General features: G+C 62.5%; 20 protein-coding genes and 1 pseudogene. 12 read left to right on the forward strand and 9 right to left on the reverse strand.

The features are described from left to right. Positions 1–63: 63 nt before the first annotated feature. From NQV17_RS28115 to NQV17_RS28150, 8 genes are all read left to right on the forward strand, one after another. Positions 64–1,419 carry a metallophosphatase family protein gene (locus NQV17_RS28115; protein WP_257774770.1) on the forward strand — a complete coding sequence of 452 codons (1,356 nt, stop codon included), beginning with the start codon at positions 64–66 and terminating at the stop codon, positions 1,417–1,419. A 198-nt stretch (positions 1,420–1,617) separates the two neighbouring features. Continuing rightward, a complete protein-coding gene (locus NQV17_RS28120; RefSeq protein ID WP_059448604.1) occupies positions 1,618–2,139 on the forward strand; it encodes a hypothetical protein in 522 nt (173 codons plus the stop codon). Further along, complete coding sequence (locus tag NQV17_RS28125; protein WP_257774771.1) at positions 2,127–4,448, forward strand: SMC family ATPase; 2,322 nt, start codon at positions 2,127–2,129, stop codon at positions 4,446–4,448. The genes NQV17_RS28120 and NQV17_RS28125 overlap by 13 nt, the downstream gene beginning before the upstream one ends. Before the next feature lie 79 nt (positions 4,449–4,527). Then, complete coding sequence (locus tag NQV17_RS28130) at positions 4,528–4,704, forward strand: hypothetical protein (RefSeq protein ID WP_179952331.1); 177 nt, start codon at positions 4,528–4,530, stop codon at positions 4,702–4,704. A 22-nt stretch (positions 4,705–4,726) separates the two neighbouring features. After that, positions 4,727–4,921: a hypothetical protein gene (locus tag NQV17_RS28135; RefSeq protein ID WP_059448606.1), complete on the forward strand. Its 195-nt coding sequence runs from the start codon at positions 4,727–4,729 to the stop codon at positions 4,919–4,921. Positions 4,922–4,981: 60 nt separating this feature from the next. Continuing rightward, positions 4,982–5,389 carry a hypothetical protein gene (locus tag NQV17_RS28140; protein ID WP_257774772.1) on the forward strand — a complete coding sequence of 136 codons (408 nt, stop codon included), beginning with the start codon at positions 4,982–4,984 and terminating at the stop codon, positions 5,387–5,389. A gap of 87 nt (positions 5,390–5,476) precedes the next feature. Next, the gene (locus NQV17_RS28145; RefSeq protein WP_257774773.1) at positions 5,477–6,040 is read left to right on the forward strand and encodes a phospholipase D family protein; all 564 of its coding nucleotides are present in this window, start codon (positions 5,477–5,479) and stop codon (positions 6,038–6,040) included. A 71-nt stretch (positions 6,041–6,111) separates the two neighbouring features. After that, positions 6,112–7,914, forward strand: coding sequence for a phosphoadenosine phosphosulfate reductase family protein (locus tag NQV17_RS28150; RefSeq protein ID WP_257774774.1), 1,803 nt, complete (start codon positions 6,112–6,114; stop codon positions 7,912–7,914). 131 nt (positions 7,915–8,045) lie between these two features. Here the strand turns inward: NQV17_RS28150 and NQV17_RS28155 are convergent, their stop codons facing one another. From NQV17_RS28155 to NQV17_RS28175, 5 genes and pseudogenes are all read right to left on the reverse strand, one after another. Further along, positions 8,046–8,525, reverse strand: a complete 480-nt coding sequence (locus NQV17_RS28155) for a hypothetical protein (RefSeq protein ID WP_257774775.1) — start codon at positions 8,523–8,525, stop codon at positions 8,046–8,048. Positions 8,526–8,595: 70 nt separating this feature from the next. Continuing rightward, positions 8,596–9,525, reverse strand: coding sequence for a site-specific integrase (locus NQV17_RS28160; protein ID WP_257774776.1), 930 nt, complete (start codon positions 9,523–9,525; stop codon positions 8,596–8,598). 149 nt (positions 9,526–9,674) lie between these two features. Continuing rightward, complete coding sequence (locus NQV17_RS28165; protein ID WP_257774777.1) at positions 9,675–10,067, reverse strand: DUF2471 domain-containing protein; 393 nt, start codon at positions 10,065–10,067, stop codon at positions 9,675–9,677. A 101-nt stretch (positions 10,068–10,168) separates the two neighbouring features. Further along, positions 10,169–10,467 (reverse strand): annotated as a pseudogene (locus NQV17_RS28170) (H-NS family nucleoid-associated regulatory protein). Between the two features lie 596 nt (positions 10,468–11,063). Beyond that, complete coding sequence (locus NQV17_RS28175) at positions 11,064–12,386, reverse strand: integrase (protein WP_257774778.1); 1,323 nt, start codon at positions 12,384–12,386, stop codon at positions 11,064–11,066. Between NQV17_RS28175 and NQV17_RS28180 the strand changes: the two genes are divergently transcribed. Both NQV17_RS28180 and NQV17_RS28185 read left to right on the forward strand, forming a co-directional pair. Beyond that, positions 12,379–13,428 (forward strand): ShlB/FhaC/HecB family hemolysin secretion/activation protein, encoded by a 1,050-nt coding sequence (locus tag NQV17_RS28180; RefSeq protein ID WP_257774779.1) that lies wholly within the window; start codon positions 12,379–12,381, stop codon positions 13,426–13,428. The genes NQV17_RS28175 and NQV17_RS28180 overlap by 8 nt on opposite strands. Before the next feature lie 155 nt (positions 13,429–13,583). Next, on the forward strand, positions 13,584–14,387 hold the full coding sequence (locus tag NQV17_RS28185) for a peptidyl-prolyl cis-trans isomerase (protein ID WP_374692762.1): 804 nt from the start codon (positions 13,584–13,586) through the stop codon (positions 14,385–14,387). 487 nt (positions 14,388–14,874) lie between these two features. Here NQV17_RS28185 and NQV17_RS28190 read toward each other — a convergent pair whose 3' ends face one another. The 3 genes from NQV17_RS28190 to imuA are packed head-to-tail and all read right to left on the reverse strand — an operon-like array spanning position 14,875 to position 20,146. Then, positions 14,875–18,024: an error-prone DNA polymerase gene (locus NQV17_RS28190; RefSeq protein ID WP_257774780.1), complete on the reverse strand. Its 3,150-nt coding sequence runs from the start codon at positions 18,022–18,024 to the stop codon at positions 14,875–14,877. 6 nt (positions 18,025–18,030) lie between these two features. After that, the gene (locus NQV17_RS28195) at positions 18,031–19,509 is read right to left on the reverse strand and encodes a DNA polymerase Y family protein (protein WP_257774781.1); all 1,479 of its coding nucleotides are present in this window, start codon (positions 19,507–19,509) and stop codon (positions 18,031–18,033) included. After that, positions 19,430–20,146, reverse strand: coding sequence for a translesion DNA synthesis-associated protein ImuA (imuA, locus tag NQV17_RS28200; protein ID WP_257774782.1), 717 nt, complete (start codon positions 20,144–20,146; stop codon positions 19,430–19,432). The genes NQV17_RS28195 and imuA overlap by 80 nt, the downstream gene beginning before the upstream one ends. Positions 20,147–21,059: 913 nt before the next feature. Here imuA and NQV17_RS28205 point away from each other — a divergent pair. After that, a complete protein-coding gene (locus NQV17_RS28205) occupies positions 21,060–21,734 on the forward strand; it encodes a response regulator transcription factor (RefSeq protein WP_257774791.1) in 675 nt (224 codons plus the stop codon). 44 nt (positions 21,735–21,778) lie between these two features. Here the strand turns inward: NQV17_RS28205 and NQV17_RS28210 are convergent, their stop codons facing one another. Beyond that, positions 21,779–22,150, reverse strand: a complete 372-nt coding sequence (locus NQV17_RS28210; protein WP_257774783.1) for a response regulator transcription factor — start codon at positions 22,148–22,150, stop codon at positions 21,779–21,781. Between the two features lie 800 nt (positions 22,151–22,950). On the opposite strand from NQV17_RS28210, the gene NQV17_RS28215 reads away from it, so the two are divergent. After that, complete coding sequence (locus NQV17_RS28215) at positions 22,951–23,988, forward strand: LysR family transcriptional regulator (RefSeq protein WP_257774784.1); 1,038 nt, start codon at positions 22,951–22,953, stop codon at positions 23,986–23,988. Positions 23,989–24,494: the final 506 nt, after the last annotated feature.

Genomic DNA, 24,494 nt, shown 5'->3' on the forward strand with positions numbered 1-24,494 from the left:
CATGCCGGCGCGGACCTATCTCTGGCTACCTGCGGGTGGCCTTTTCTTTTTCTGGAGGCGCTGATGAAGATCGCGCATTTTTCTGACCTGCATTACGCGCCTGAACACCTCGACGAGGCGGACCGGTGCTTCTCGCATGCGGTAGGCGACGCGATAGCGCGCGAGGCCCAGGTGGCGGTGATCAGCGGTGATTCGACCGACCATCGGCTCGACGCCCATGCGCCGGCGCTGAACTCACTCGCGACTCAGGTGCACCGACTTGCGCAAGCGATGCCGGTGCTGATGCTGCAGGGCACGTTCTCGCACGAGCCGCCCGGGACTCTCGACAACTTCGCGCTGATGGGCGCGCGGTATCCGGTGGCCATTGCGGACCGCGTCTGTCAGGTTGCTCTCTACAATGGAAACTTCTGGTTCTCGCGTGGGCCGGTCTTCGACGAGGACGAAGTGCAACACCATCTGTACAGCGAGCCCGAAGCGGTCTTTACCTGTCTTCCGACGATGAACAAAGCAGAGCTGGCGCTGCGCGTCGGGTCGCTGGCGGCGTCGACAGATCTCGCGGATACCCTCGCGGGGTTCCTCGCTGCTGCCGGCCGGATCAATGCGGCATTTCGAACGGCAGGCGTCCCGACGATCGGAGTGTCACACGGCACGGTGAACGGTTGTCAGACGGAACACGGTGTCACGATGGCAGGATTCGACCACGAATTTAGCCTGAGTGCGCTGTTTGGTGCGGAGTGCTCGGCGTTCATGCTGGGTCACATCCACAAGTACCAGACGTGGGAGCGCGAGGGCCGCCTCGTGGGGTATCCGGGTTCGATCGGACGTTTCCACTACGGCGAGCTCGGCAACAAGGGTTACCTTTCGTGGGAAGTCTCGGCGACCGAAGCCCATGCGGCGCTGGTTCCGACGCCATCTCGTGAAATGGTCTCTGTTGCTTTTGACGGGCCGCCTGACACGAACGAGCTGGAAGCACTCGCGGCCGCATCCGCCGGGAAGTTCGTGCGTATCCGCTGGCAGATCGACGAAGAGCATAAGCAGCTGGTCGACCGCAAGGCGATCGAAGCGATGTTCTCGACGGCCGCCGGCGTGAAGCTCGAGCCGCGCGTGCTTCCTGTCATGCGTAGCCGGGCAGAAGGGATCAGCACGGCGCCGACGGTCGACGCGAAGTTAACCCGATGGTGTGAGCTGGCCGACGTCGATGCTGTCCCGCTGGTTGATCGGCTGCAGCTGCTCGAGAACGGCGAACCCGACGCGATCGCGCAAGCGATCCTGGCGCGTTTAGCCAGTGCTGATGAGCCCGCTGGTGGTCAGTCCGGCACGCCCATCGTCGAGCCGGCTTTGTCGCTGGCCACAATGGCGACTATCTCGCCAGTCGCTGACGAACCATCCTGGCTCAGCGACGATCTGTTTGCGGCGTAGCTTTGCCCATGGACGGTTTGCATTCCGTCACTTTCGAACACTAGCCGTGTTCCGATAGCCCGTGTGGCTATCGAAACGAGGTTCACCCCGCGCCCGTTGGCGCATCGAACGCAGCATCGCTGCATCCATTTTCTTTCTACCCTGACGGGGCGTGTTCCCCGTCAGGGGCGCACTCCGTCTTCATTCCGGAGTGTGCTCATGTTTGGTCTCTATCCTGCCGGCGTCCGTTGGGCGCAAACCTATACCGCGTCTACTGACGCCAAGTCGTTGCAGAAGCGTCTCGTCGACCATGGCGGGTGCACTGCAGCTCTCTTTCATCAACCGTTCGGTGCTCAGCGCGGCGCTGTCATTGCGCAACGCGATGGCCTGTTCGTCCTGACCCATGTGATCGAAGCCGACCAGGCTGAAATCGTGGTCACTCCGGGCGTCGAGCTGCAGAACCTGCTCTGGTCGTTCGACTCGGGCTACTCGGGTCAGTGGTCGGGGCGCGAGCTGCAGATCCTCACGGGTTGTCCCGATTGGGACGCGGTGCTCAAGCAGACGTCGGACGCGTTCCGTCGCCTCTGCGGGACGGTGCAGGCTGCCGTCGATGGCACGTTGGGCAAGCCGGCCTCCCGGCCCGAGCCGACGCTGACGATCGACGACGATGACGTGCCGTTCCTGCCTGACGACTATCTGCAGCCCATCACGCTTGCGGAGATCCAGTCATGCGACCTCTGAAATTGTTACTCGAAGGGTTCCATGGCGTACGGGACGGGATGAAACGCGACAGCGTCGAACTCGACCTGGAGTCACTGCCCAACGGACTGATCGCGTTGACGGGGCCGAACGGCGCCGGCAAGACGACGATCATGGACAACCTCCATCCGTACCGGATCATGCCGTCGCGCGCGTCGAAGCTCTCGGTCGATGCGTTCTCGTACTGGGATCACATCTGCGGGGTGCAGGCGCGCAAGGAGTTCGAATGGGAGCACGATGGCCTGCGCTATCGGTCGACCTTCGCGTTCCGCAAGCCCGGCAAGACCGGCAAGGCGGACTACTTCCTGTTCTATCGCTCGACCGATGGCGAGTGGCGGCCGGTATCGCTGCCGGATGGCACCGTGTCGGATGGCAAGGGCGAAACCTACGATCGATGTGTTGACGCGATCTGCGGTTCGCTTGAGTCGTTCTTCACGAGCGTGTTTTCGGCGCAGAACCGCCGGCCGCTCGCGTCGTACGGAGCGAGCGAGATCAAGGCGTTGCTCGCTGAGCTGTTGAAGATCGATCACCTCCGTGCGTTGTCGACCAAGGCTGCAGAGGTCGCGAAGGTGTTGGCCCGGCAACTCGGTGTGGTGCAGCAGGATCTCACCGCATTTTCTGGAAAGCGTGAGCGGGTCGATCAGACGCGCAATGCGATCGCGATGGACGCTTCGGCGGTCGCAACCGCGCGCGAGCAGCGTACGGCAGTCCAGGCAGAGATCGCAACGCTGACGCAACAGCACGCCGTGCTGGTTGCCAAGCAAGGCGAGAACGCAGGGGCGGCGGCGCGACTCGGGGAACTGGGTGCGCGTCGCAACGAGCTGCGGACTTCGCTTGATGTCTTGGAGCGTGACGGGCAGGCGGAGCAGCAACGGTTGCTGCAGCGCGCGACGGCGATTCGTAACACGATCGCCGGCCATGCAGCCGTTGTTCGGCAGCGTGAGTCCATTCTTGGCGCCGCGGCGGATCGCGACGATGCACAGCTTCGGCTCGGCAAGGCCGAAGCACTAATCGAACCTTTGCAGCGCGCGATCGACGAGCTCGACGCGAAGCGACTGCGGGCAGCAACGGTCGGATCGACGCTTTCCAGCCTGCAATCGGAGGGCACGACCAAAGCCGACCTGATCAAGACCCTGACCGAGCAATCGGCGGTCATCGGTTTGGTGCCGTGTGCGGGGATGGACATTCACGTGACGTGCCCGTTGCTCGCCCAAGCGAGGAGTGCGGCTCAGCAGGTGGACGTCCAGACCATCTCGTTGAATGACCTTCGGACCCGGTACCGCGGCCACAAGGCGGAACTGGAGCAACTGGCGCCGGCTGTCGAGGCGTTGTCTGCGAAGCGCGCCGAACTGCAACGCGTCAATGCGGAGATCACGGCGGCCCGGCAGACGCTTCAACGCGCGACCGAACTTGCCGCCCGTAAGCCGCTGCTCGATGCAGCTGAAACCGGGATGCAACAGGGCCAAGCGGAACTTGCTTCGCTCGAAGTTGAGCGAGGCGAGGCGTCGAAACGTCGGGAGACCGAGACGGCGCGGCTCAACGCCTTGTTGCGGGAGGTCGACGCGGAGGTGTCGCGCCTGGCTTCGGTCGACGTGGCGCAAGCGATTGCGGATGTCGATCGCCAGTTGGCCGCTCGACGCGAGACCTGCACGGGGCTGGATGCCAGGATCGAAGCATTGATCCGGAGTCAGGCTACGGGAGAAACGACGCTGGTGACGCTCGAGCGCGAGCTTGAGGGTTTTTCAGCGACGCAGGCACTCGCCGAGCGCATCTCGGACGAGATCGCGAAGTGGAAGCTGTTGGCGAAAGGGCTGGGCAATGACGGCGTGATCGCGCTGACGATCGACGACGCGGGCCCGGCACTGACGCAGACGGTGAACGACCTGCTGCTTGCGTGCTACGGCACGCGGTTCACGGTCGAGATCCAGACGCAGCGCACGTTGGCCAATGGTGACACGCGCGAGGGATTTGAAATCCTCGTGCACGACGCCGAGAGCGACAGCAGCAAAGCGGTCGGCGTGATGTCCGGTGGTCAGAAGGTGTGGATCAACGAATGCCTGACACGCGGCGTCGCCCTGTATATCGCGGGTAACGCGGGACAACCGTACGAGACGCTCTTTAGCGACGAGTCGGACGGTCCGCTTGATCCCGATCGCAAGGTGCAGTTCATGCGTATGAAGCGCGAGGTGCTGCGTCAGGGCGGGTATGCGCGAGAGTTTTTCATCTCGCAAACGCCCGACCTGATTGCGGAGGCCGATGCGGTCATCGACGTGGCCGCACTCGCGAGGTAGGGCAGCACACATTTTTAACCCTGGTGGGGACCGTTCCCCACAGGGGCGTTCCTCGCCTTTTTTCTTTTCGAGGAACGCTATGAAACTGAAGTCCAACTCTGTTGCTCTGCATCGAAGCCTGACGGTTTCGGTTCGCCCGAAACCCATCCGCATGGGTACGGAGCACGTCTACGAGCTGAACGGCTCGCGGCTGCGCGACGTGCTGATTGATGGGCGCTGGGTGACGGTGGCCGCTACGGCTGTCGTCGTGTCCTGAATCGTCGACGGAGGAGTGTTCGATGGACGGGATGACGAACCTGGTGATGCTGTTGATCGCGATGCACGGCGGCTCGCAGCCGCCGGCACCGGCCCTGCGCTACGTGGTGGCTTCGCAGGCCGTGAATAGGCGGCCGCCTATGAAAACGGACGCGGTCATCTGCAAGGATGGCCAAGTCCACACTTTTCCCGCAGGGCACCCGAAGCCCTGCATCTAATCCGTTGACCAACGGCCCCGCTCTCGCAAGAGAGTGGGGTCCTTTTTTTGAGGCCGCTATATGCCACTCCTGAATGTTGATCTTGTTCAGCTCGCGTCGAGTGTCGTGCCGGAAGGCGCGCGAGATTCGTTCGACGCGATGTCGGTTCGAGCGCGTCTGGCGACGCTCACGATCGTCGCCGATCAAGCAGGGAACTCGTCAGTGCGCGATGTTGCACTGCATGCGCTGACGGTGATCGACGCCCCGGCGTATGTCGGCCTTTCGGCGGTCCGAATCGCGCTCCAATCCAGCTGCGCGCTACTGCGCGTTCCCGCCGATCGCTTCGACTTTCTCGTTGCGGTTGGCAGTTCAGCTGTTCCGCAGAAAGAGGGGTACGCGGAGTTCGCCAAGTGGCCGCGGAAAGACAGCGATCGGTGGCTTTTGACCGTCACCGCGCGTGATGTGGCGAAAGCATTGGCGAACCGCTAATTCGTTCGTCACAACGTTTCGATGCTGCCTCTCAACGCCCCGCACGGGAATGGGGCGGCGCTTTTCTTTTCCTTTGGAGATACCTCTATGAAGAAGCAAATCGGCTGGGCCGTGCTGGTGGCATGGCTGTGCTGTTGCGTTGCGATCGCGCTGGGCGGCCACGCGCAGGCGCAGCCCCTGCCGCGGGTCGAAATTGCGTTCTCGCCGGATGGTGGCGCTGAGGCGCTGGTGTTGCGGACGATCGGCGAAGCGCGCCAGTCGATTCGCGTGTTGGCCTACTCGTTCACCGAACCGGCAGTAACTCAAGCCTTGATCACCGCGAAACGGCGAGGCGTCGACGTCGCGGTGACGGTCGATGCCCGCAGCAACCTCGACGAGGATCGCAGCGGCCGGGCACGTGCCGCGCTCGGAGCGCTCACGTACGCCGGGATTCCGGTTCGTGTCGTGAGCAGCTACGCGGCTCAGCACTCGAAAATTATTGTCATCGACAACGTCACGGTTCAGACCGGCAGCTACAACTACTCGCAACAGGCGGCCCGGTACAACTCGGAGAACGTCGTGGTGCTGCGCGGCGACGCGCGGATCGCCGACGTCTATCTGAAGAACTGGGAATCGGTCTCTGCGCGCGGCGAACTCTACCGCGCGCCCTGATCGGCATCTATCCTCAACCCATGCGGGAACGGCTCCCGCATGGGGCTGTTTCCGTGCACCGGGAGCAGCATATGTTTTCTGAAATCTTGGTGAAGATGGAATCGGCGATCGACGCACTTGTCGCGCTGATTCGGCAGGGTTATACCCTGTCGAATGCCCTGAGCGGTGGGAAGGATTCGACGTGTACGGCGATCCTGATGCTGGAAGCCGTCAGGCGTGCCGGCACCGACGTGTCGCGCGAGCACTTCATGACGAGCGCGGATACGACGATCGAAAATCCGAGTATGCACTGGCACCTCCAGGGCATGCTTGATGAGATCCGCGACGCTTATGCGCACGCAGATGCACCGGTATCGGTGCATGTTGCGAAGCCATCGCTGGCGTCTCAGTTCGTCGTTGCGACGATCGGGCGCGGGACGCTTCCCCGCACCCCGGAGAACGGGGTGAAGAATGGAAAGCGCATACGTGCCTGTGCCGCGGACTGGAAGGTCGACCCGCAGAATCGCCTGCGCGTCACGCTCGAGCGCTCGGCGGCCGCTGGGGGAAGTGGCGAAGTTGTCACCATTCTCGGCAACCGGTTCGGGGAAAGTGGTAGTCGCGCAACGGCCATGGCCGCTCGCAACGAGAATGCGCTGAGACCCGTCCGGAATGCGGACGGATTTCTCACGTTTTCGCCGGTCGCCGAGTGGTCCACCGACTGCGTTTGGACGATGCTTTCGCTCTTCGCGGAGGATGCAGGTCGCCCCTTTCCGTCGCCCGTGTCCGGCGAGTCGATCCGGCGGCTCTCGGATCTATACCGCGCTGGCAACGAGGGGACATGCGGTGTGATTCTGGGAGAGGGCGGCGCGCGTGCCGCGTGCGGTTCTCGATTCGGATGCGCGTTCTGTTGCGTGACCGGCGAGCGTGATCGTTCGATGGAGTCGATGGTGAAGGAAGCTGGCCACCGTCATCTGGAGGGCCTGAATCGCTTCCGCAACTACCTGATGGCCGTGCAATGGGATCTCGGCCGTCGCGAGCTCGTCGGCCGGAAGCTGAGCGAAGCCGGGTATCTGGCGGTCAAGCCGGACGTTCTTTCGTACCTGGAGCGTGTTCGATTGCTGCAGTACCTGCTGACGCTTGACGCGCTTGAGGTCGAGCGCGCTGAGCGGCATGAGGCCGCGCTGGCCACGGGCGAGATACCTGAAACGCCGGAGAACCGGGCGCTCTGCGACGTGCAGTTCGAGATGATCACGCCGGCGCAGCTGGTGGCGATCGATTTTTATCTCTCGATGCACCACTACGCGCCGCATGCGTTTCCAGCGCTGTCGGTCTGGTTCGACGTGCATCGGCTCGGACGGCGCTACCACGTGCCGGTCGTGGACCCGCTGCCGAAGATCGACATCCCGCATCATGGGTGGTTCTTTGTCGGCGCGTACGACGCCGAGGTGCCCACGGATGGACTTCGCGATTACGCCGCGGAACAGTGGAATCGCTACCGCCATCCGGAGCGACCAAGCCGATATGCACGCACGAGGTCCGGTGAGCAGATCGTCTATTTCGAAGAGGGCGATCAGTTCGACGTGGACGTCGAGGCAGCGTGTGCGTTCGTGACCTGCAGCTTCGATGCTGGCTGGGCCGTGAAGGCGCAGCAGCACTCGGGGATGGAATCGGCGCGGTTCTGGCTGAACGAGGGCATTCTTCGGCTTCCGGCAGGTATGGCGGGCCGGTATCAGGAGATGGCCAAGCGCGGGCAATACTTTGCGCATCTGGCCGAGCGGCACAACCTGACGCCGGCGGAGCTTGATCGATTTCTCGTTGACCGCGCGATATCGAACACCGAGCACCTCACGATGCAGAATCTGGCGCCTGTCGATCTGTTCTCCCAGGCGGCTTGAAGCCCGACACTTTGGAACCCAACCCGGTGCGTCCGCACCGGGTTTTTTTCTGCCTGTCGCCTCCGTTGTCGTTGGCGATCGGACTCAGTATGTGATGGCCAGACGAGGCGACTCGTCCGCGTATTGATGGCTTACGCGGATGTCGGCCGGTCGAGGATGGCCGCGAGACTGTCGTCTACGAGCGTAGGAGTCGCATGCGCGGTCTGCAGGCGGGCCCGGCCGACCACCAGGTCACGGGAATTGATCGAGATCCGTTCAATATGTCGGCCACGTGCGGCCGGTTGAGCGGATCGCTCATACGGATATCCGCGGTGAATGTAGTCCTCCAGATCGGCTTCGACGAAGGCAATGTGATGTTGGCCGGCCTCGGTCAACGCGACGCAAAGCATGTCGAACGGCACACCCGTCAGTTCGCGATCGGCGATTCGGTTGAGGATTCCGTCGCGGACGATGTGATCGGTGATCAGGATGTCCTTGTTACCGCCGTGGTTCTCGACCTGAATGACGAGTTGCGTCGGTTCCGGCGCGAGCGCGAGCAGCCGGTAGCGGCAGACGGCGATGCCGCCGTTGGTGGAGTAGACGAGGTCCGTGTATCGCGATACATAGTCCATAATGAATGCTCCAATAGAGAAAAGCCAGCGAACTTGCTGGCTTTTTCAGGCCATCGAGGCGGAGCGGAAGTCAAGTCTGGAGTACCGCTTGAGGCTCGGTCGGGATCGTTGACCGAATGCGGATCACAGTGCGCTGGCTAGTCAGGCCCAAGAGATGCATGACGTCATCGTTGCTTCTGCCGGCGAGCAGCAGGCGCCTGGCGAACGTGTTCCGCAGGGTGCGCGGGCTCATATCGGGGAGCCGAACGTCGATCGCGAGGAGCTCGTCCCGAACGATGCGGCCGAGCATCTCGTCGGTCATCGGCCCGCCTGCACGGGGGGACGGGAACAGCAGTGGGCTGTCGGCGGTCGCGGACAGGGTTCGCCATTGCGTGAGCGCCGGTACTGCGAATTCGGCTATGGTGACCCGGCGTGCTTCGCGCGGGCCGCGCTTCGGGATTTGGAGGTGCGGCCGCGCCGGCGACAGGTCGAGGTCGACGGCGGTCGCCTGCCGGATTTCCTGCGCGGTCATGCCCGTCGAGAGCAATAAGCCAACGATGGCGCGGTTCCGCAATGCGCGATCATCGAGCCCATCAATGGCTCGGATCGACGCCTGCAGTCGATGATCATCGGCTTCGAGCAGGTACACCGGGACGGGTTCGTCCTCCGGCCACGTCTGCGTCAACGCATAGGCGGCCGCTGGATTGGTCTTGCGCACGCCGACGTCGACCAGGTGTCGGCCAAGCCTGTCGAGAAGCTTCTCATAGCGCAGGCGCGTCGTGGTGCCGGGTTTGCACCGGCGATCGAGATCAGCCAAGAACGATTCGAGGTGGTCGGGCCCGAAGGTGGCCAGGGACCGTTGCGCGGCCGCGAGGTGGCGCATAAAGCGTTCAAACATCGCTTCGTGCTGGGCAATCGACCTCGGCGAGAACGCACGCCGATCGGCGCCGGCGGCTTCCGTTCGTTGCCACTGCTGATAGGCCTCGGTCGGTGCCGACAGCCAGAGAGTCGGTTCGTCCATTCGATCTTATATACTGAATATTGGCCACCCCAAACATAACGCGAATCTACGATTCGCGCCCTTTGCGTGCAGAAGGGTGGGGCGTTCCTTCATCCATTTTGGGGCGTGGGCATCGGTACGCAGCTCGTTGAGCTCACGGATTACGTCGCTCACGCAGCTTCCTCACTGCGCTCGAACATGGGGGCGCCCATCAGAAGCTCGCGGACGCACTGATAGACGATCGGCAGCGATGGATCGGACTGCCCCCAGTCGATGAGACCGCTGAAATCGACGCCCGGCAGCGTCGCCGGCCCGATGCGCGGCCGTGCGTCGATGATCGTAGGATCGTTGCGGCTCTGAAATGCCAAATCAGAAAACGCCTGCTCTTCGATCTCGAGCAATAGCGGCCAGCTCAAGGCGTGAGCAAGGCCGGCGCTGATATAGCGAGCTGCGAGCGACTTCGCAATGCGTCGCAGATCTTGCGTTGCGAGCTCGAGCGCATACCCGTACCGAATCGGATCGAACTCGGCATCGTGGCAATCAACTGTCGGGGCAAGGTTCATAGTGGTCGGCGAGACAAGAGAGCTGCGGCCAGCCACTCGGCAGATCGCGAGTGGCGGCGGCGCCCGGCGCACTGTAAATGTATCCAGTGTTCCGCGAGAGTTCAAGACCTGGTCGCGCTTTGCTGGATTTCGAAGGGCGCGCGGTCTTTGCCGTCAATCCACGCCGGCGGGCGGCCCCGACCGCTCCAGGTCGCGCCGGTTTCGGGGTGGCGATATTTCGCGTCGACGCGGCCGCGCTTGCGTGGTGCGCGCGGGCCGTAGACCTCCGGGCGCTGATATCGAATTCGCCGACCAGTTGGCGCACTTCCTTCAAGGCGGATTCCCGAGCAGACCCTTTGGCGGCGTTGATTTCCGCTTCGAGCGCGGCGCGCTTCGCGAGAAGCTCTTGGTACGTCGACATGTTTTCTCCATTCGTCGTTAGGAAGTTGGTATCGACTACCTTACCGGTTCCAAACAAAAGTCAAGTCAGAGTCGGGAGAACGCAACACTGCGCGTCGTAAATATCGCAGGTGTCGTGTGAATCGACGGACGCCCCCTACGCGTGTTAACGCGCTGCCGCGAAGGGCCACTGCCTCTCAAAAGAGAGGTATCTATCGAGTAGATTTTAGTAAACTGAAACCGTTTTTAACCTTTCTGTCCGCTTCCGAGGCGCCGTATGACCCATGTGGCACGGCTTGAAGGCCGTGACAGGCAAGGCGCGGGGCGCTAGACGAGAGCGTCTTTTTTTGAATAAATCAATCTCAAAAATAATCAAGTGATTTCATATTTATCATGCCGCGGAACGTTTAATGTCTAATTCCTCGATCATCGCCAAGGCGCTTTGTGATAACGCGTCTGATGGCAGAGTACTTTCCAAAACAGAAAGGAGCCTGGAAAGAGAGAAGTTCTCGAGGTTGGATGATCGTTAAAGGGAACAGCATTTTAGGGTAAGGGGAATCTCGGTTGCGAGGGGGAAGCGGTAAAGGGCGTAGCCCGTGGCGGCTTGCCCCTCGCGGGCTATGCGCTGCGTACCCGAGCCAGACTCCACACATCGGGGTACCGAGGCCGGGTTTGGGCGGCAACCTTGCTCATCAGGCGTTCCCGCGCCAGACGAACCTGACGGGCGGCGTCGACATCTGTCTGGCTGCGCGTCTGCTGCTTTAGTTGGTCGAGCGTGATGCCCGTGCGCAGGAAGTCATCTACGTCCGACAGGCTGGCCAGCCTCTCGAGTGGCGTCATCACATCTTCGGGTCGGTGAACGCGTCGCGTTCGACCCGGCTTCCTGAGATCAGGGACCTCGGTGCCGAAAAGGCAAGGTCGGTGCATGTTCAAAAACGGATTAAGCAGATCGACGCAAAAGGCATTGAAGTGCCTGGCCCACTCGGCCGGTATGTGCGCGTAGCCGAATTGCTTGCGCACGACATTGCCGTTCTTGGATTTGGCCAGAGCGTTGTCGTTACAGCGTCGTGGGCGTGAACGGGTGAACTCGATGAGTTGCTCCTTGAGCATCTTTGCGACCTCATGGTTGATGTACTCCGAACCGCCATCGCTGTGAAAGCCGAGAATACGGAATGGGAACTGGTCAATCATGTCGCGCAATATCGGCGGCATGTGTTCTCGCTCCAGCGTTGGCACGGTCGCGACGGCTTCCCACTGGGTTACGCAGTCGGCGGCATTGATATGATATACGCCGCGCTGTTCGTCGATGTTGCTCTGATGGGCGCTGTCGATGCGGATAAATCCGGGGCGGTTCTCTGGCGCGGGAGCCCGGCGCACGGCGATCGCCGCGCCTCTGGGATTGGTCTGGGTCTTCGTGTAGACGGTGTGATGCAACCGATAAGTCTGCGAACGTCGCAGGTTGTACAGATGAGACGCTGAAAGGTGCTGCAGGCGCACGTAGCGCGCATCGTTGTAGACCTGATACATGCGGCGCAGTACGACGACCATCGCCGTGCCGGAAAGCCTGCCGTACTCGCGCTCGGTCTCGGCGAGCGTGAAGATGTCCTCATCGGTGTTGCGGTGGGCGAAGACGTGCTCGGGCGTGCCCTTCAACCATGCGAGCCTTTGCCCTTGCACCCAGCGTTGTACCAGCCGTGTCATGTGGGCCCGGCTGAAGCCGCTAAAGCGTCGCAGATAGAGCAGCACGAGGTCCCGGTGAGCTCGCTTGAGCTGGTCGTAGCGAAAGCGCCGTAGAACGGAGGCGACCCATTCGCGACGTTCGTGAGGGCACGCGGCGGGTGCAAAGTCGAGCGTCTGTGTACCGTCGAGGACGGCGCGCACTTGGTCCAGGGCGCGGATTTGCGGTTCGTTCAAGTTGATGATCATCCGGTAAATGATCATCGACCCCGGGGCTCCGGTGTCGGTCAACTCGCGCGTGTCGGGCCAACAACAGGCTCATTTGCATTGGAAACGCGCCAACGGCGCTACACAAGAGCCGGTTCGGACCCTCGCCCAGGCTCCTGTGCCCTTGGAAAGCGCTGAGTCGCTGAGTCTCAACTTCCTTGACAGTCAGGACAGCAACGCACCGGTAGGATCGTTCGCCGTGCCGTTCGGGCGGAATACCCTCAGCTACACAATCGCGGATTCGGAATACCAGCAACTGATCGGCTCGACGGCGCTGCTGTATGGCCGCGCGCTGTCGCATATTTTCGGCTGGAACTATCTGGTAGGCAGAACGGCAAGCGACATCACCAGCATCGATACGACGCTATCGTGGCGGCGCACCGACCGGACGATCAACGGGGTAGATCTTGATCCTCAGCGCGTCGCCGTGCTCCGAATCGGCGGGAACTGGCTGCACAAGTTCGTGATAAACGACGCGCAGGGGAATTTCACCGTAAACGGAGGGGTGTCGCAGGGCCTGCCGTGGTTCGGTGCCAACCACGACGAGCACGGCATTGCGCGTGAAGCAGCGCACAGTCAGTTCACCAAGCTCGATGCGACAGCAACGATTACGTTGCCACTGCCGAAGTTGAATGGTGCGGTGCTGGTGTACCGGGGTGTGCCGGGCGGCCAGTACATGAATACGGCGCTGTACGGCTCGGAGCAGCTCTACCTCGGTGGCATGGATACGATCCGGGGCTTTCGATCGGGTGAAATCGCGGGCGACCGCGGCCTCTATGCGCGCAACGAGCTCGCCTGGGTGAACGTTCCGATGTGGAAGGACGGCCGTATCGAGCCGTACGTATTTCTGGATGCCGGCAAGACGAGCCTGATCGGTGCATCGGGCTTCCCGACGCTCGCCGGCATCGGTGCCGGCCTGCGTGCCCAATGGCAGTGGCGCAAGCAGTCGCTTTCGGGAGAGATGCTGGTCGGTCGCGCGCTGACTCAGCCGGCGACACTCGGCAACAAGGCGACACTGGTACTCGGCACCTTGAACTAGTTTACTACAGCGAATTTGGTCGTGTCCGACTACCCCTCAATGTCGGACACTTTGCGCAGTGGCTGAGGTCGCTGTGCCTTTTTATACAAGCAGGAGCATCAAGCATGTAAACGACGTTCAACCGAATTCTGATCGCGACGACGATTGCCTGGGAATTGGCGCTGCCTGTCCAGGCACAATCACAAACCTCGGCGTTGCCCGTGGGCGCCGTCGCGACGGTGAACGGTACACCGGTCACCAACGCCGAGGTCGACGTCGTGTTGCAGGCATCGCGCCAGCCCGATACGCCACAGCTTCGCCAAGCGATCAAGAATCAACTGATCGCGCGCGTGCTGATTCAGCAAGCGGCCGGCAAAGCGAGCTATGGCAGCAGACCGGAAGTGCAGGCGGCCATGCAGCTTGCGAAATCGACTGCCAAGACGCAACTTTTCGTACGCGATAACGTGAAACCCGAGCCAGTCGCGGATGCACAAGTGAAGGCGCGATACGATGAAATCGTCGCGTCGTTCGGCAAGGACGAGGTCAAGCCGCGCATCATCGTGACGAAAGATCCGGCGACCGCTGCGACGGTGCTGGCCGGGCTGAAGGCAGGGCAGTCGTTCGACGCACTGGCTCGACAGTACAGCCAGGCGCCGACCGCCGCGACCGGCGGTGAGCTGCCGTGGGTGAGCTTCAAGACGCCGGTGACAGACGGGAATACGCAAGGGTTGCCGCTCGCGGTTGCACAGGCGATCACGCAGTTGCCCGCAGGCGGCGTGGCGCCGCAGTCGATCGCACTCGTCAACGACGTGAATGGCGCGCGAGCGATTGTCAAGGTTGACGCGAAGCGACCGACGCAGGTACCGTCGTTTGATGCGGCAAAGGCGACGATTCAGCAGCAGCTTCAGGCGTTGGCGCTCGAGAAGGCGACGGCGAATTTCGTCGGTGGCCTGATAAAGAATGCAACGATTCAACAATAAGTACCGTCACCAGAATGTCGCAAAAGCGCTCGAATCGACGACCACGTCGCGAGGCTGAGCTATTGCCGCTGTCGGCGGCCCATGTCCGCTCCATCTCACTCGAAAACCACTTGGCGCTGGCGACTATTCGAAGTGGACAGGGCACGCGTGAGACGATGATCGCGTTACTCCGGGTGCTCTATCTAGGTTACTTCCTTGTCGAACCCGACGTGTCCGGAAGTGACTTGGAGCTCTTCCTTGCCGAGGCAGTGCTGCAAGAGAGCATCGATCCGCTGCCGAAGGACGGGAGTGGCATGTGCCAAACGGGCTCTTAGCAGAGATTGAGCAGTTGCTTTTGAGAATGGATGCGCTCGTCGCTAGCGTTCCGAAGTATCTATATCTCCAAGCCTGGGGCAGGCTCGGTCGTTTTGCCAATTCCCCCAAATACTATCCATTACCGGGGAGTCGACTGAATAACGATCTGTAGCACTGCAGTTATGCATCAATGTCAGCGAAACTCCCGTGACGTCGTCGGCAGTGCACCGAGAAGCTCTGTCCGGTCGACGAGCTTGCTTGCGATTAGGTGCCGTACCTTTCCCTCCGCCTGCCACACGCCATAGACCGCGAGCAGCGCCGCGCCGAGCGCTTCCTTCCGGAACTTCTTCAGCAGACCGGGCCAGAGGATCACGTTCACCTGGCCCGTCTCGTCTTCGAGCGTCATAAACAGCACGCCGTTGGCCGTGCCCGGCCGTTGCCGTACCGTGACCAATCCGCATGCACGCGCAAGCTGGCCGCTTCGCAACATTGCCAGTTGCTCAGCTGACTGCAGTCGATCAAGCGCGAGGCGATCGCGCAGCAGTGCGAGCGGATGCCGGCCGAGCGTGAAGCCCATCGCACGATAGTCCGTCACGATCTCGTGGCCCTCCGATGCTTGAGGCAACGCCGGCACCCCGTCGTCGCGCTCGGTGCCGCGCAGCAGATCCCGATCAGGAACTGCGGCGGCCGCCAACCAAAGCGCCGTGCGTCGATTGCCGCCGGCGAGTGAGCGAAGGGCGTTCGCGCGCGCGAGCACCTGCAGGTCGTGCCGATCGAGTCGCGCTCGGCGCGCGAGGTCCGCGACGTCGATGAAAGGCCGTACAGCGCGGGCGAGCTCGATGCGGCCGGCCGAGTCCTCACGCATGCCGTTCAGCAGTGAGAAACCGAGACGCACGGGCGCCGACGTCGTAGCCCCTTCAATCGACGAATCCCATTTGCTCAAGTTGACGTCGACGGGGAGCACCTCGACACCACGGCGCTTCGCATCCTGCAGCAGTTGCGACGGCGTGTAGAAGCCCATCGGCTGGCTGTTCAATAGAGCCGTGAGGAACACACACGGTTCGTGGCGGCGCAGCCAGGCGCTCGAGTAGACGAGCAGCGCGAAGCTGGCCGCGTGGCTCTCCGGGAATCCGTACTCGCCGAAGCCCTTGATCTGTGCGAAGATGGATTCGGCGAACTCGCGATCATAGCCGCGCTCGAGCATGCCGCTCACCAGGCGATCGTGGTACGGCTCCAAGCCGCCCTTGCGCTTCCATGCCGCCATCGCCCGGCGCAGCTGGTCGGCCTCGCCGGCGGAGAAGCCGGCCGCCAGCATCGCAACCTGCATCACCTGCTCCTGGAAGATCGGCACGCCGAGCGTGCGCTTCAGGGCTTTCTCCATCCCTTCGGACGGAAACGTGACGGGCTCCAGCCCTTGGCGCCGGCGGAGAAACGGATGCACCATCCCGCCTTGCACTGGGCCGGGACGCACGATCGCAACTTCGATCACCAGGTCGTAGAAGCACTGCGGCCGCAGGCGCGGCAGCATCGACATCTGCGCGCGCGATTCCACCTGGAACACGCCCATGCTGTCGCCGTCGCACAGCATGTCATAGGTCGCTGCGTCTTCGGCCGGTATGTCCCGGAGTTCGAATGTTTCGCCCCGCTTTTCCGAGATAATGTCGAGCGCGCGGCGCACCATCGAGAGCATGCCGAGCGCGAGCACGTCGATCTTCAGGATCCCGAGCGCCTCGATGTCGTCCTTGTCCCACTGGATGATCGAGCGATCCTCCATCGCCGCGTTCTCGACCGGCACGAGGCGCGTGAGCTTGCCGCGGCTGATCACGAATCCCCCCGAGTGCTGCGAGAGGTGTCGTGGATAGCCGAGCAGCTGTGCGGCGAATGCGGCCCACTGCTGATTCAGCGGCGCGTCGGGATCAAGGCCGGCCTCGGCGAAGCGCTGTAGGAGATCTGTACGCGAGTCGAACCAGTGAAACTGCTTGGCGACGCGATCGACTATCGCCAGATCCACGCCAAGCGCCTTGCCGGCTTCGCGTAACGCACTGCGTGGCCGGTACGTCGTGACGGCCGCCGTCAGCGCGGCGCGATCGCGGCCGTACTTGCGGTAGATGTACTGCATGACCTCCTCGCGCCGCTGATGCTCGAAATCGACGTCGATGTCCGGCGGCTCGTTGCGCTCCTTGGAGATGAACCGTTCGAACAGCATCGATTGTCGCGACGGGTCGACCTCGGTCACGCCGAGGCAGTAGCAAACGGACGAGTTCGCAGCCGAGCCGCGTCCCTGGCACAAGATGCCTTGCTCGCGCGCGAACTGCACGATGTCGTAGACGGTCAAGAAATACGCCTCGTACTTCAGGTCGGCGATCAGCTGCAGCTCGTGCTCGATCTGCGCCTGAACGTCGACCGGGATGCCGGCGGGGAAACGCCGCCGCGCGCCGATGTAGGTCTGCTCGCGCAGGTATGTCGCCGGATCGGTGCCGACCGGTACCAGTTCGTCGGGATACTCGTACTTCAGGTCGTCGAGTGAGAACGTGCAGCGCCGCGCGACACGCACGGTTTCCTCGAGTGCGCCGGCGGGATAGAGGTTGGCGAGCCGCAGACGCGATCGAAGGTGACGCTCCGCGTTCGGTGCGAGCTCATACCCGCACTCCGACACCGGCCGGCCGACCCGGATCCCGGTCAGCACGTCCTGCAGCGGCTTGCGCGATCGCACGTGCATGAGCGGCCAGCTGGTGGCGACCACCGGCACACCGTGGAGCGCGGCGACGCGCTCGACAACGCCGCGGTGGATATCGTCCATCGCGCGGGCGTGCAGCGTCAGCGCGACCCATGCGCGATCGCCGAACACGCGCGCGAACCATTCAACCTGCGCGTCGAGGCGTTGCTCGTTGGCCGGGAAGTCGGGCGACAGGACCGCGATGCAGTCGGGCAGGCCGCGTAGGTGGGTGTACGGCGCTTCCGGATGTTCGAGATCGAGCGGCGCCAGCCGGTACGTGCCTTTCTTGCTGCGCATGCGACCGAGCGAAATGAACTCGCAGAGATTGCCGTAACCGTCGCGATTCATCGCGAGCGCAGTGAAGGCGAGCGCGGGCGAGCCGTCTGCGGCCGTCAGCCGAAAGTGAGAGCCGGTAATCAGCGGCATGTTCGCCGTCTTCGCTTCGACGTGCGCGCGCACGACGCCGGCGAGCGAGCATTCGTCGGTGATCGCGATCGCGCTGTAGCCGAGCTGCGCTGCGCGCGCGACGTATTCCTCCGCGCGCGACGCACCGTGCAGGAAAGAAAAGTCGGAGGCGACCTGAAGTTCCGCGTACGCGGGCAGGGCGCCGAAGCCGCCGGCGTCCATGACCGATCAGCCGAACAGGCCGTGCAGGAAGAAGCGCGCTTCGCTTTCGTCGCTGGCCGTCGGCCGCTCCTTGTAGATCCAGTAGCAGATGCCGTTGTCGTCCTCGGCGACGAAGTAGTCGCGCGTCACGGTCTGCGCATCCTGCCAGCCGCCTTCGATGCGCTCGCCGGACGATACCATGCGCAGCGGCGTGCCATAGAACGGCCGATGCTGGCGCGTGAGCAGCGGCACCGGCTTGGCAAGCAGCCAGGCCGGGCGTGGCAGATCCGCCGGCAGCGGTGCCGGCTTTGGCGCGTCGCGCATCGGCACCCATCGGGCGGCTGGCTCTGGACGGTAGTCGGCTATGGGAGCCGGGACGAGCACGTTCTCGGCGCCGAGCCGCGCAGTCAGCAGTTCGAGCAGGCGCGCATGATCCTGCGGGGTGCCGCCGGGCTCCGGGAACAGCGAGTCGCTCGGTGCGGCCGCTTCCTGCACGCTGCGGGCGATCAGTCGAACCGCAATCACGGGCCCGGCGAGCTCAACGTGGCCGAGCCGCTCCTTGACGAGCCGCGTCAGGTGTTCCTCGAAGCGGGTAGGGGCGCCCAACGCGATCTCGATCTCGGTCGGCGCGATCGCGTCCCGCCCGCGCTCGTGCTCAAGCAGCAGTGCGAACGCGGCGACGTCCAGCTGCTTCGCGGTGAGCCAGCCGGTCAGCTGCAGGATCAACCGGCGCGCGACGAACAGCAGCGCCTCGGCGTGTTCGACGCGGTCCATCAGTTCGACGCGCGTGTCGAATGACGGCGGCATTTCGAGCCAGTCGTAGGCGGCCGGCGCGGTGCCGGCGACCTGGTCGAGCCAGTCGAGCAGCTGCGTGCCGCATCGCTTCTTCAATCCGGCGCGCGGCAAGCGCAGCAGGTCGGCCAGCGTTTCGCAGCCGAGATCCTCAAACCAGTTCGCGTAGCGCCGGGCGCCCGGCGCCACGACGAGCGGCACGCGCGCGAGCGCGCGGTGCAGCGATCGCGCGGACAGCGCGAGGCCGCCGCGCAGGCCGCGGGCGACCATCCACGCGGCCGGACCCGACGACGCGACGGATATCGCTGCGGTGACGCCGAACGACGCGACGACGTCGCGCACGCGCTGGCGCAGCGCGCGGATGCCATGGAAGAGGCGCAGGCTCGCCGTCACGTCGAGCACCACCACAGCTTCTTCGGCGTCGACGACGCTCGGTGTGAACTGCAGGAGCGCATAGGCAACGCCGAGCACGAGCTCGCGCTCGCGCGCAGCGTCGCGCTCGCGGATCTGCGCGTCCGGCGCGAGCGACAGCACGCCACCGCGGCGCATGCCGGCGACCACGCCGAGCGCACGCGCGGCGCGATCGAGCGCCACGACGCGGCCGCCCTCGAGCACGACGAGCCCGCGCGCATCGTCAGGCGACGGCGCCGGCGATCGCGGCCGGAACGTTTCGAGGTTGAGGCGCGGCAGATGCACGCCGATCCACACTGGCATGGCGGTTCAACAGAATGGGAGAGGGAGACAAGGGCACGAACAGCGGCGTGTCGCGTGCGGGCCCGCGGCGCTTCACGAACGTGATGTCGACGCCGTCTCGCCTCGGCGCCAGCGCGATCCGAAGCGGCGCCGGCGACGCGTCGCGCGCGGCGGCCACTGGCCGGAAGAGGAAAAAGAGCGCCGATCCGCTCTGTGCGGCCAGATTCAGGCGGCGTAGCGCGTCCGTGCGGACATGCGTCTGCCATAGCAATACGGCGGCGCAAGTACCGGCGCGCAGTGCCTGCTCGGCGGCCCACAGCGCGTCAGCCGTGCGGGCTGCCGGCAGCGTCACGAACCCTGACGGGTCGATGCCCCAGTACGCGAGGGCCAGCGGCTGCAACGCATGCGGTGGCTGGATCAGCATGACCGGCCGACCAGCCGAACGTGCGAGCACGGGTGCCAGCAGCCGGAGCTCCCCGATACCAGGTTGTTGCGCAATGAGTTCGACCAGCGCGCCCACCGGCCAGCCGCCGCCCGGCAGTTCGTCCGTCAGTTCCGGATGGCCCGTGTCGATGCCGCACGTGCTCGAGCGCGCCAGCTGGCTGGCACGCCAAAGATCCGGATGTATGGCTTCAGGATGGGCGAGGGCGGGATGCAAGGGGTCGGTTACGCAAAATACTGTATGGTTGTACAGTATACGCCAGAGATTACCGCGCCTCCAACCCCCTCCGGTCTGAGCGAACCTATCAAAGGCTGTTTAACCGGTGGAAGAAGTCGCGCCCCAAATCAGACAGCGCGCCGATACGGTGGCCGGAAGCGCGGACATAGCGAACGAGCGAAGTACGGCGTGGGGACTTGTGTATTTCATCCGTCGTGCGAGCGGCAGCTCGGGCACGACCCAGTTTTTTGTGCACATCGTCTATGCCGCTAATTCGCATTGGCGGCGTGCGATTTGTTCTGCCAGCTGACCCGCCCAACCGTAGTCGAAGTTGCTGAAAGTGCCCGGCCTATATCGAATAGGCGTACACCGCCGCGGCGAGGTAGAGTCCTTGAAATCGCGTCTTCGCGACCGGGCCGCGCGCCAGCGCGGAGTGCATGCACTTGTCGATCCAGTTGAGTACGTCTGCCACCACCGCCGCGCTCTGAGATCGGCACACGTGTACCGAAAAACCCGGTCTCTCACGCAAGCCTGCACCGCGAACTCCGGCCTGTCCCTCAGGCACATCGCGGGCAACGCCGATTATCGGGTCCGAGTTGCCTTATCGAAACAGGGTAGGAACGTATTGCGAATTTAGATCACCTAGAATAGTTATCATGATCGTCGGGCGGGGTCGTGCAACTGTCGGACGAAAGAACATGCGTGAGTGTGTCCGGTTTTAAATCTCTGAACGAGCAGCGCGGACGTATGGGTGGGCATGTCGAGACGCTGGTGGCCCGTAGCCCCAGCATGAATGAACACTGCCATGAAGGGCGAGTTTGCCGTTCGCATTATCGCGGTGTGCTGCGTCGTCGACCACATTGTCGGATGCGAGGCGCCCGCGCGCACTGTCAGTTGGGAGAGCGGAGGTGAGATGAGTTCGGGTTCGCATTCGACTTCGACTGAGAGCGCAGACGATCGCAAGGAGCCAGTGGTCTACGTGGTCGACGACGACCAGTCGATGCGGTTTGCCCTTAACAATTTGCTGCGATCGGTCGGGCTACGTGTGGAGACCTTCGAATCGTCACGGGACTTTCTCGCCTTTCCGAAATACGACGTGCCCAGTTGCCTGATTCTCGATGTCAGGCTGCGCGGCGAAAGTGGCCTTGCCTTCCAGGAACAGATTGCGAAGAGCGAACTGCATATGCCGATCGTATTCATGACCGGGCATGGAGATATTCCGATGACCGTCCAGGCCATGAAAGCAGGGGCAGTCGATTTTCTCGCAAAGCCGTTTCGCGACCAGGACATGTTGGACGCCGTTAACAATGCGTTGGCGCGCGACGGTGAGCGTCTCGTCGCCGAGCGGTCGATCGCGGCGCTTCGTGTTGCATATGACTCCCTGACACTGCGTGAACGAGAAGTCATGGGGTTCGTCGTAGCAGGCCTGCTGAACAAGCAGATTGCCGCCGAAATGAATCTCAGTGAAATCACCGTGAAGATTCATCGTGGGCACCTCATGAGAAAGATGGCGGCGCGATCCGTCGTGGATCTCGTCAAAAAATCGGAATCGTTAGGTGTCAATGCCCGGCCGCGGAAGTCGTCTTGAGAGCGGCGAAATGGGGAGCGCCGTTCCGGCCTTTTGTCGATCCCCTATGGCGCGTCCAGCGCAATGCTGAGCCAATGCGCGATGGCGTCGGGATCAACCGGCTTGTCCAGTACAGCCAGCGCGCCATTTGCCAGGGCTTTTGCTTTCAGCTGCGCCGATGGGAATGCCGTAATGAAGATGGTCGGCCGCGCATACCCGAGTGCAATGATGCGATCGTGCATCTCCACTCCCGACATTCCAGGCATCATGATGTCGGAGATCAGGCATGACGTCGAGGCAAGATCGCTGGATAGCAGAAATTCCTCTGCGGATGCGAAGACGTGCGTCTGCCAGCCGAACGAGCGCACGAGGCTTCCGGTCGCGAGGCGGGCGGCCTCGTCATCGTCAACAATCGAAACTACCTGAGCGGAACGCAAGATTAGCCTCGATCTCCAGGAACGTGAGCTCGCGCGGCAAGAACGCCACTGCATGCATCCGGCCGCATTCACGATACCCAGCGTAATTGTCGTGCCGGCGGCCGGGAATCATACACAAGTATTAGAGCGCTGCATTCGTATCACCCAATACTGCTCATCGCGTGCCAATACGGGATACCGCTTGCAGCTCTACCAATACAGCGAACTCATACTTTGGTATGAGTTGCGGTGTTCCTCGCATCCCAGCCGTATGAGTGAGTTGCTACATATCCCAACCGACACACGCAGACCAACTGCCGTGGCGTGGCGAGAGCCTTGCAACGCGCGACGCGATGGCCCGTGCTGACGATACTGCTCGCGATAGCAGACCGGAAGCGAAGCGTCGGACTATCTGAGCATCAAGCACGCCTGCAACTCGCGGCGCTTGTCTCCGCCCGCGGGTTATACCCTGGCGTGAGCGTTCGAAGCCTATGTAGGAGCGGCACCGCCCGTTCGTAGAATGGTCTTGAGGTGCCCACTCGCCTAGCATTGTGTCATGGCCAATGCGATCGCGCAGTGCGCCTCACAACCCGTCGTGTTATGTGACGGCCGGCTTCGAAGGGGGGATATCATGTCGTACGTACTGCACAACTGGATCATTGTCGGCGCAAATGCATACGACGAGTACACATTCGTACCGTGGCTCAACCGGAACGTGTATCGGCGAACAGTGGAGTTGCACCGCATTTGCCTGCTCTAGCTGGTGCGATGCAAATCGGAAATGAGCTCAACCATGCGCGTGTCAATAGTCGGAGCCGCCAATGAATCAGTTAGATACTTCTCAACGTCGCTTTTGGGAACAATCACCAAATACCGCCGACGCTTTATCTATCTGTTTCTCGACGAGCTACGGGGGGATCATCACGTTCATGGCGGTCGCGACGGAAGGCAGCTTCACCAAGGCAGGGGAACGACTGGGGATCGCGCGCTCATCTGTGACTCGAAATGTTCAGAAGCTCGAAATGCAGCTCGGCACGCGCCTGTTTCTCCGGACGACGAGATCAACGAGCTTGACGCGAGAGGGGCAGAGGTTCTTCGAAAACTGCAACCGGGGCGTGACCCACATCGTCGACGCCATGAACGACATGCAGGATTTGCGGCATGGTGCACCTCGTGGCTTGCTCCGGGTATGCTCGACAGTGGGATTTGGACGCGAGGTGGTCGCTCCGCTGCTTTTCAGGTTCTCCGAGGTCTACCCTGATATCGCGGTTGACCTGCTTCTGGATGACAGACCAGCCGATTTCGTCGCGGAACAGATCGACGTCGCGTTTCGCGATGGGCACATCGAAAACTCCAGCTTTATTGCGAAACGGTTGATTCCAATGCAGACAGTGGTCTGTGCATCCCGCCACTATGCTGAAACTCGAGGTTTGCCGTCTACACTGGAAGATCTGACACGGCATGACTGTATCAACTTCAGATTTTCCCGAGGTCGCATCCGTGAGTGGGAATTCAAGGTCGACGGGCATGTGCGAAAGCATCTGCCAACTGCTAAGTTGACTTTCAACGACGCAGATCTGGTACTGAAGGCGGTCCGCGATGGACACGGATTGGCCCAGCTGCCGGCCTATCAGATTTGCGATTGCATCGCGCGCAACGAACTCGTCGAGGCACTAACGCGGTACGCGCCGGACGACCGGGACCACTACATTTGCTATCTCTGCCGACAGCATCTGCCGTCACGCATTCGTGTCTTTGTCGATTTCATGACCGAAAGGATCCGCGTGCTCGATCTGAATTGTCTAATTGAGTTCAATGCGGATGATGCCAAGACTTCGACAGAGGGAATCGCGGCATGAATCGGGTTTCCTAGCTGTGCGCGGCCGATACAATCGTACTGTGAGTATCGGTCGCAATGCTGGCCCCCGCGTACCGTGCGAGGCCCGGGTTTTGACGCGTGGCACATCGTGCGCCGCAGTTGACGCGACAATGTCCCCGGACTGTGCAATCGATAACCAAAACCAGCTACCGTGATAGGGCGACCAATTATGCTAGCCCGGCGCCATGCGTGACGGCGTCAACGCCGCGCGTCCTTGCCCGGGTGGCAGTCAGCGTAGCGTCGACAACCGGTCCCAACAAGTTCGTCTGAGTAGTATCGATGGCACCACGATCGCCGAGGTGTATGCTTATGCCATCCTTGCTTCCGTGTGAACGAATGTAGCGTCCTAGCCCATCACGGGCGGCGGCATGATGGCCGCCGCGCGGCGGATGACACCCTACATTTGGTTCCAACGTCGATGGGTAACAGCCTCCAGATCCTGTGGGACGATGGCGAGCGCGTCTTCTGTCGACGGCGACGCCCGGG

The sequence above is a fragment of the Burkholderia sp. SCN-KJ genome (assembly GCF_024656005.1).
GTDB lineage: Bacteria > Pseudomonadota > Gammaproteobacteria > Burkholderiales > Burkholderiaceae > Burkholderia.

Coding starts and splice junctions, on each gene's coding strand:
- NQV17_RS28145 (WP_257774773.1), top strand. CDS start 5,477: ATGAAGAAGCAAATCGGCTGGGCCGTGCTGGTGGCATGGCTGTGCTGT.
- NQV17_RS28175 (WP_257774778.1), bottom strand. CDS start 12,386: ATGATCATTTACCGGATGATCATCAACTTGAACGAACCGCAAATCCGC.
- NQV17_RS28180 (WP_257774779.1), top strand. CDS start 12,379: ATGATCATCGACCCCGGGGCTCCGGTGTCGGTCAACTCGCGCGTGTCG.
- NQV17_RS28160 (WP_257774776.1), bottom strand. CDS start 9,525: ATGGACGAACCGACTCTCTGGCTGTCGGCACCGACCGAGGCCTATCAG.
- NQV17_RS28120 (WP_059448604.1), top strand. CDS start 1,618: ATGTTTGGTCTCTATCCTGCCGGCGTCCGTTGGGCGCAAACCTATACC.
- NQV17_RS28190 (WP_257774780.1), bottom strand. CDS start 18,024: ATGGACGCCGGCGGCTTCGGCGCCCTGCCCGCGTACGCGGAACTTCAG.
- NQV17_RS28150 (WP_257774774.1), top strand. CDS start 6,112: ATGTTTTCTGAAATCTTGGTGAAGATGGAATCGGCGATCGACGCACTT.
- NQV17_RS28215 (WP_257774784.1), top strand. CDS start 22,951: ATGAATCAGTTAGATACTTCTCAACGTCGCTTTTGGGAACAATCACCA.
- NQV17_RS28155 (WP_257774775.1), bottom strand. CDS start 8,525: ATGGACTATGTATCGCGATACACGGACCTCGTCTACTCCACCAACGGC.
- NQV17_RS28140 (WP_257774772.1), top strand. CDS start 4,982: ATGCCACTCCTGAATGTTGATCTTGTTCAGCTCGCGTCGAGTGTCGTG.
- NQV17_RS28165 (WP_257774777.1), bottom strand. CDS start 10,067: ATGAACCTTGCCCCGACAGTTGATTGCCACGATGCCGAGTTCGATCCG.
- NQV17_RS28205 (WP_257774791.1), top strand. CDS start 21,060: ATGAGTTCGGGTTCGCATTCGACTTCGACTGAGAGCGCAGACGATCGC.
- NQV17_RS28135 (WP_059448606.1), top strand. CDS start 4,727: ATGGACGGGATGACGAACCTGGTGATGCTGTTGATCGCGATGCACGGC.
- NQV17_RS28115 (WP_257774770.1), top strand. CDS start 64: ATGAAGATCGCGCATTTTTCTGACCTGCATTACGCGCCTGAACACCTC.
- NQV17_RS28130 (WP_179952331.1), top strand. CDS start 4,528: ATGAAACTGAAGTCCAACTCTGTTGCTCTGCATCGAAGCCTGACGGTT.
- NQV17_RS28125 (WP_257774771.1), top strand. CDS start 2,127: ATGCGACCTCTGAAATTGTTACTCGAAGGGTTCCATGGCGTACGGGAC.
- NQV17_RS28195 (WP_257774781.1), bottom strand. CDS start 19,509: ATGCCAGTGTGGATCGGCGTGCATCTGCCGCGCCTCAACCTCGAAACG.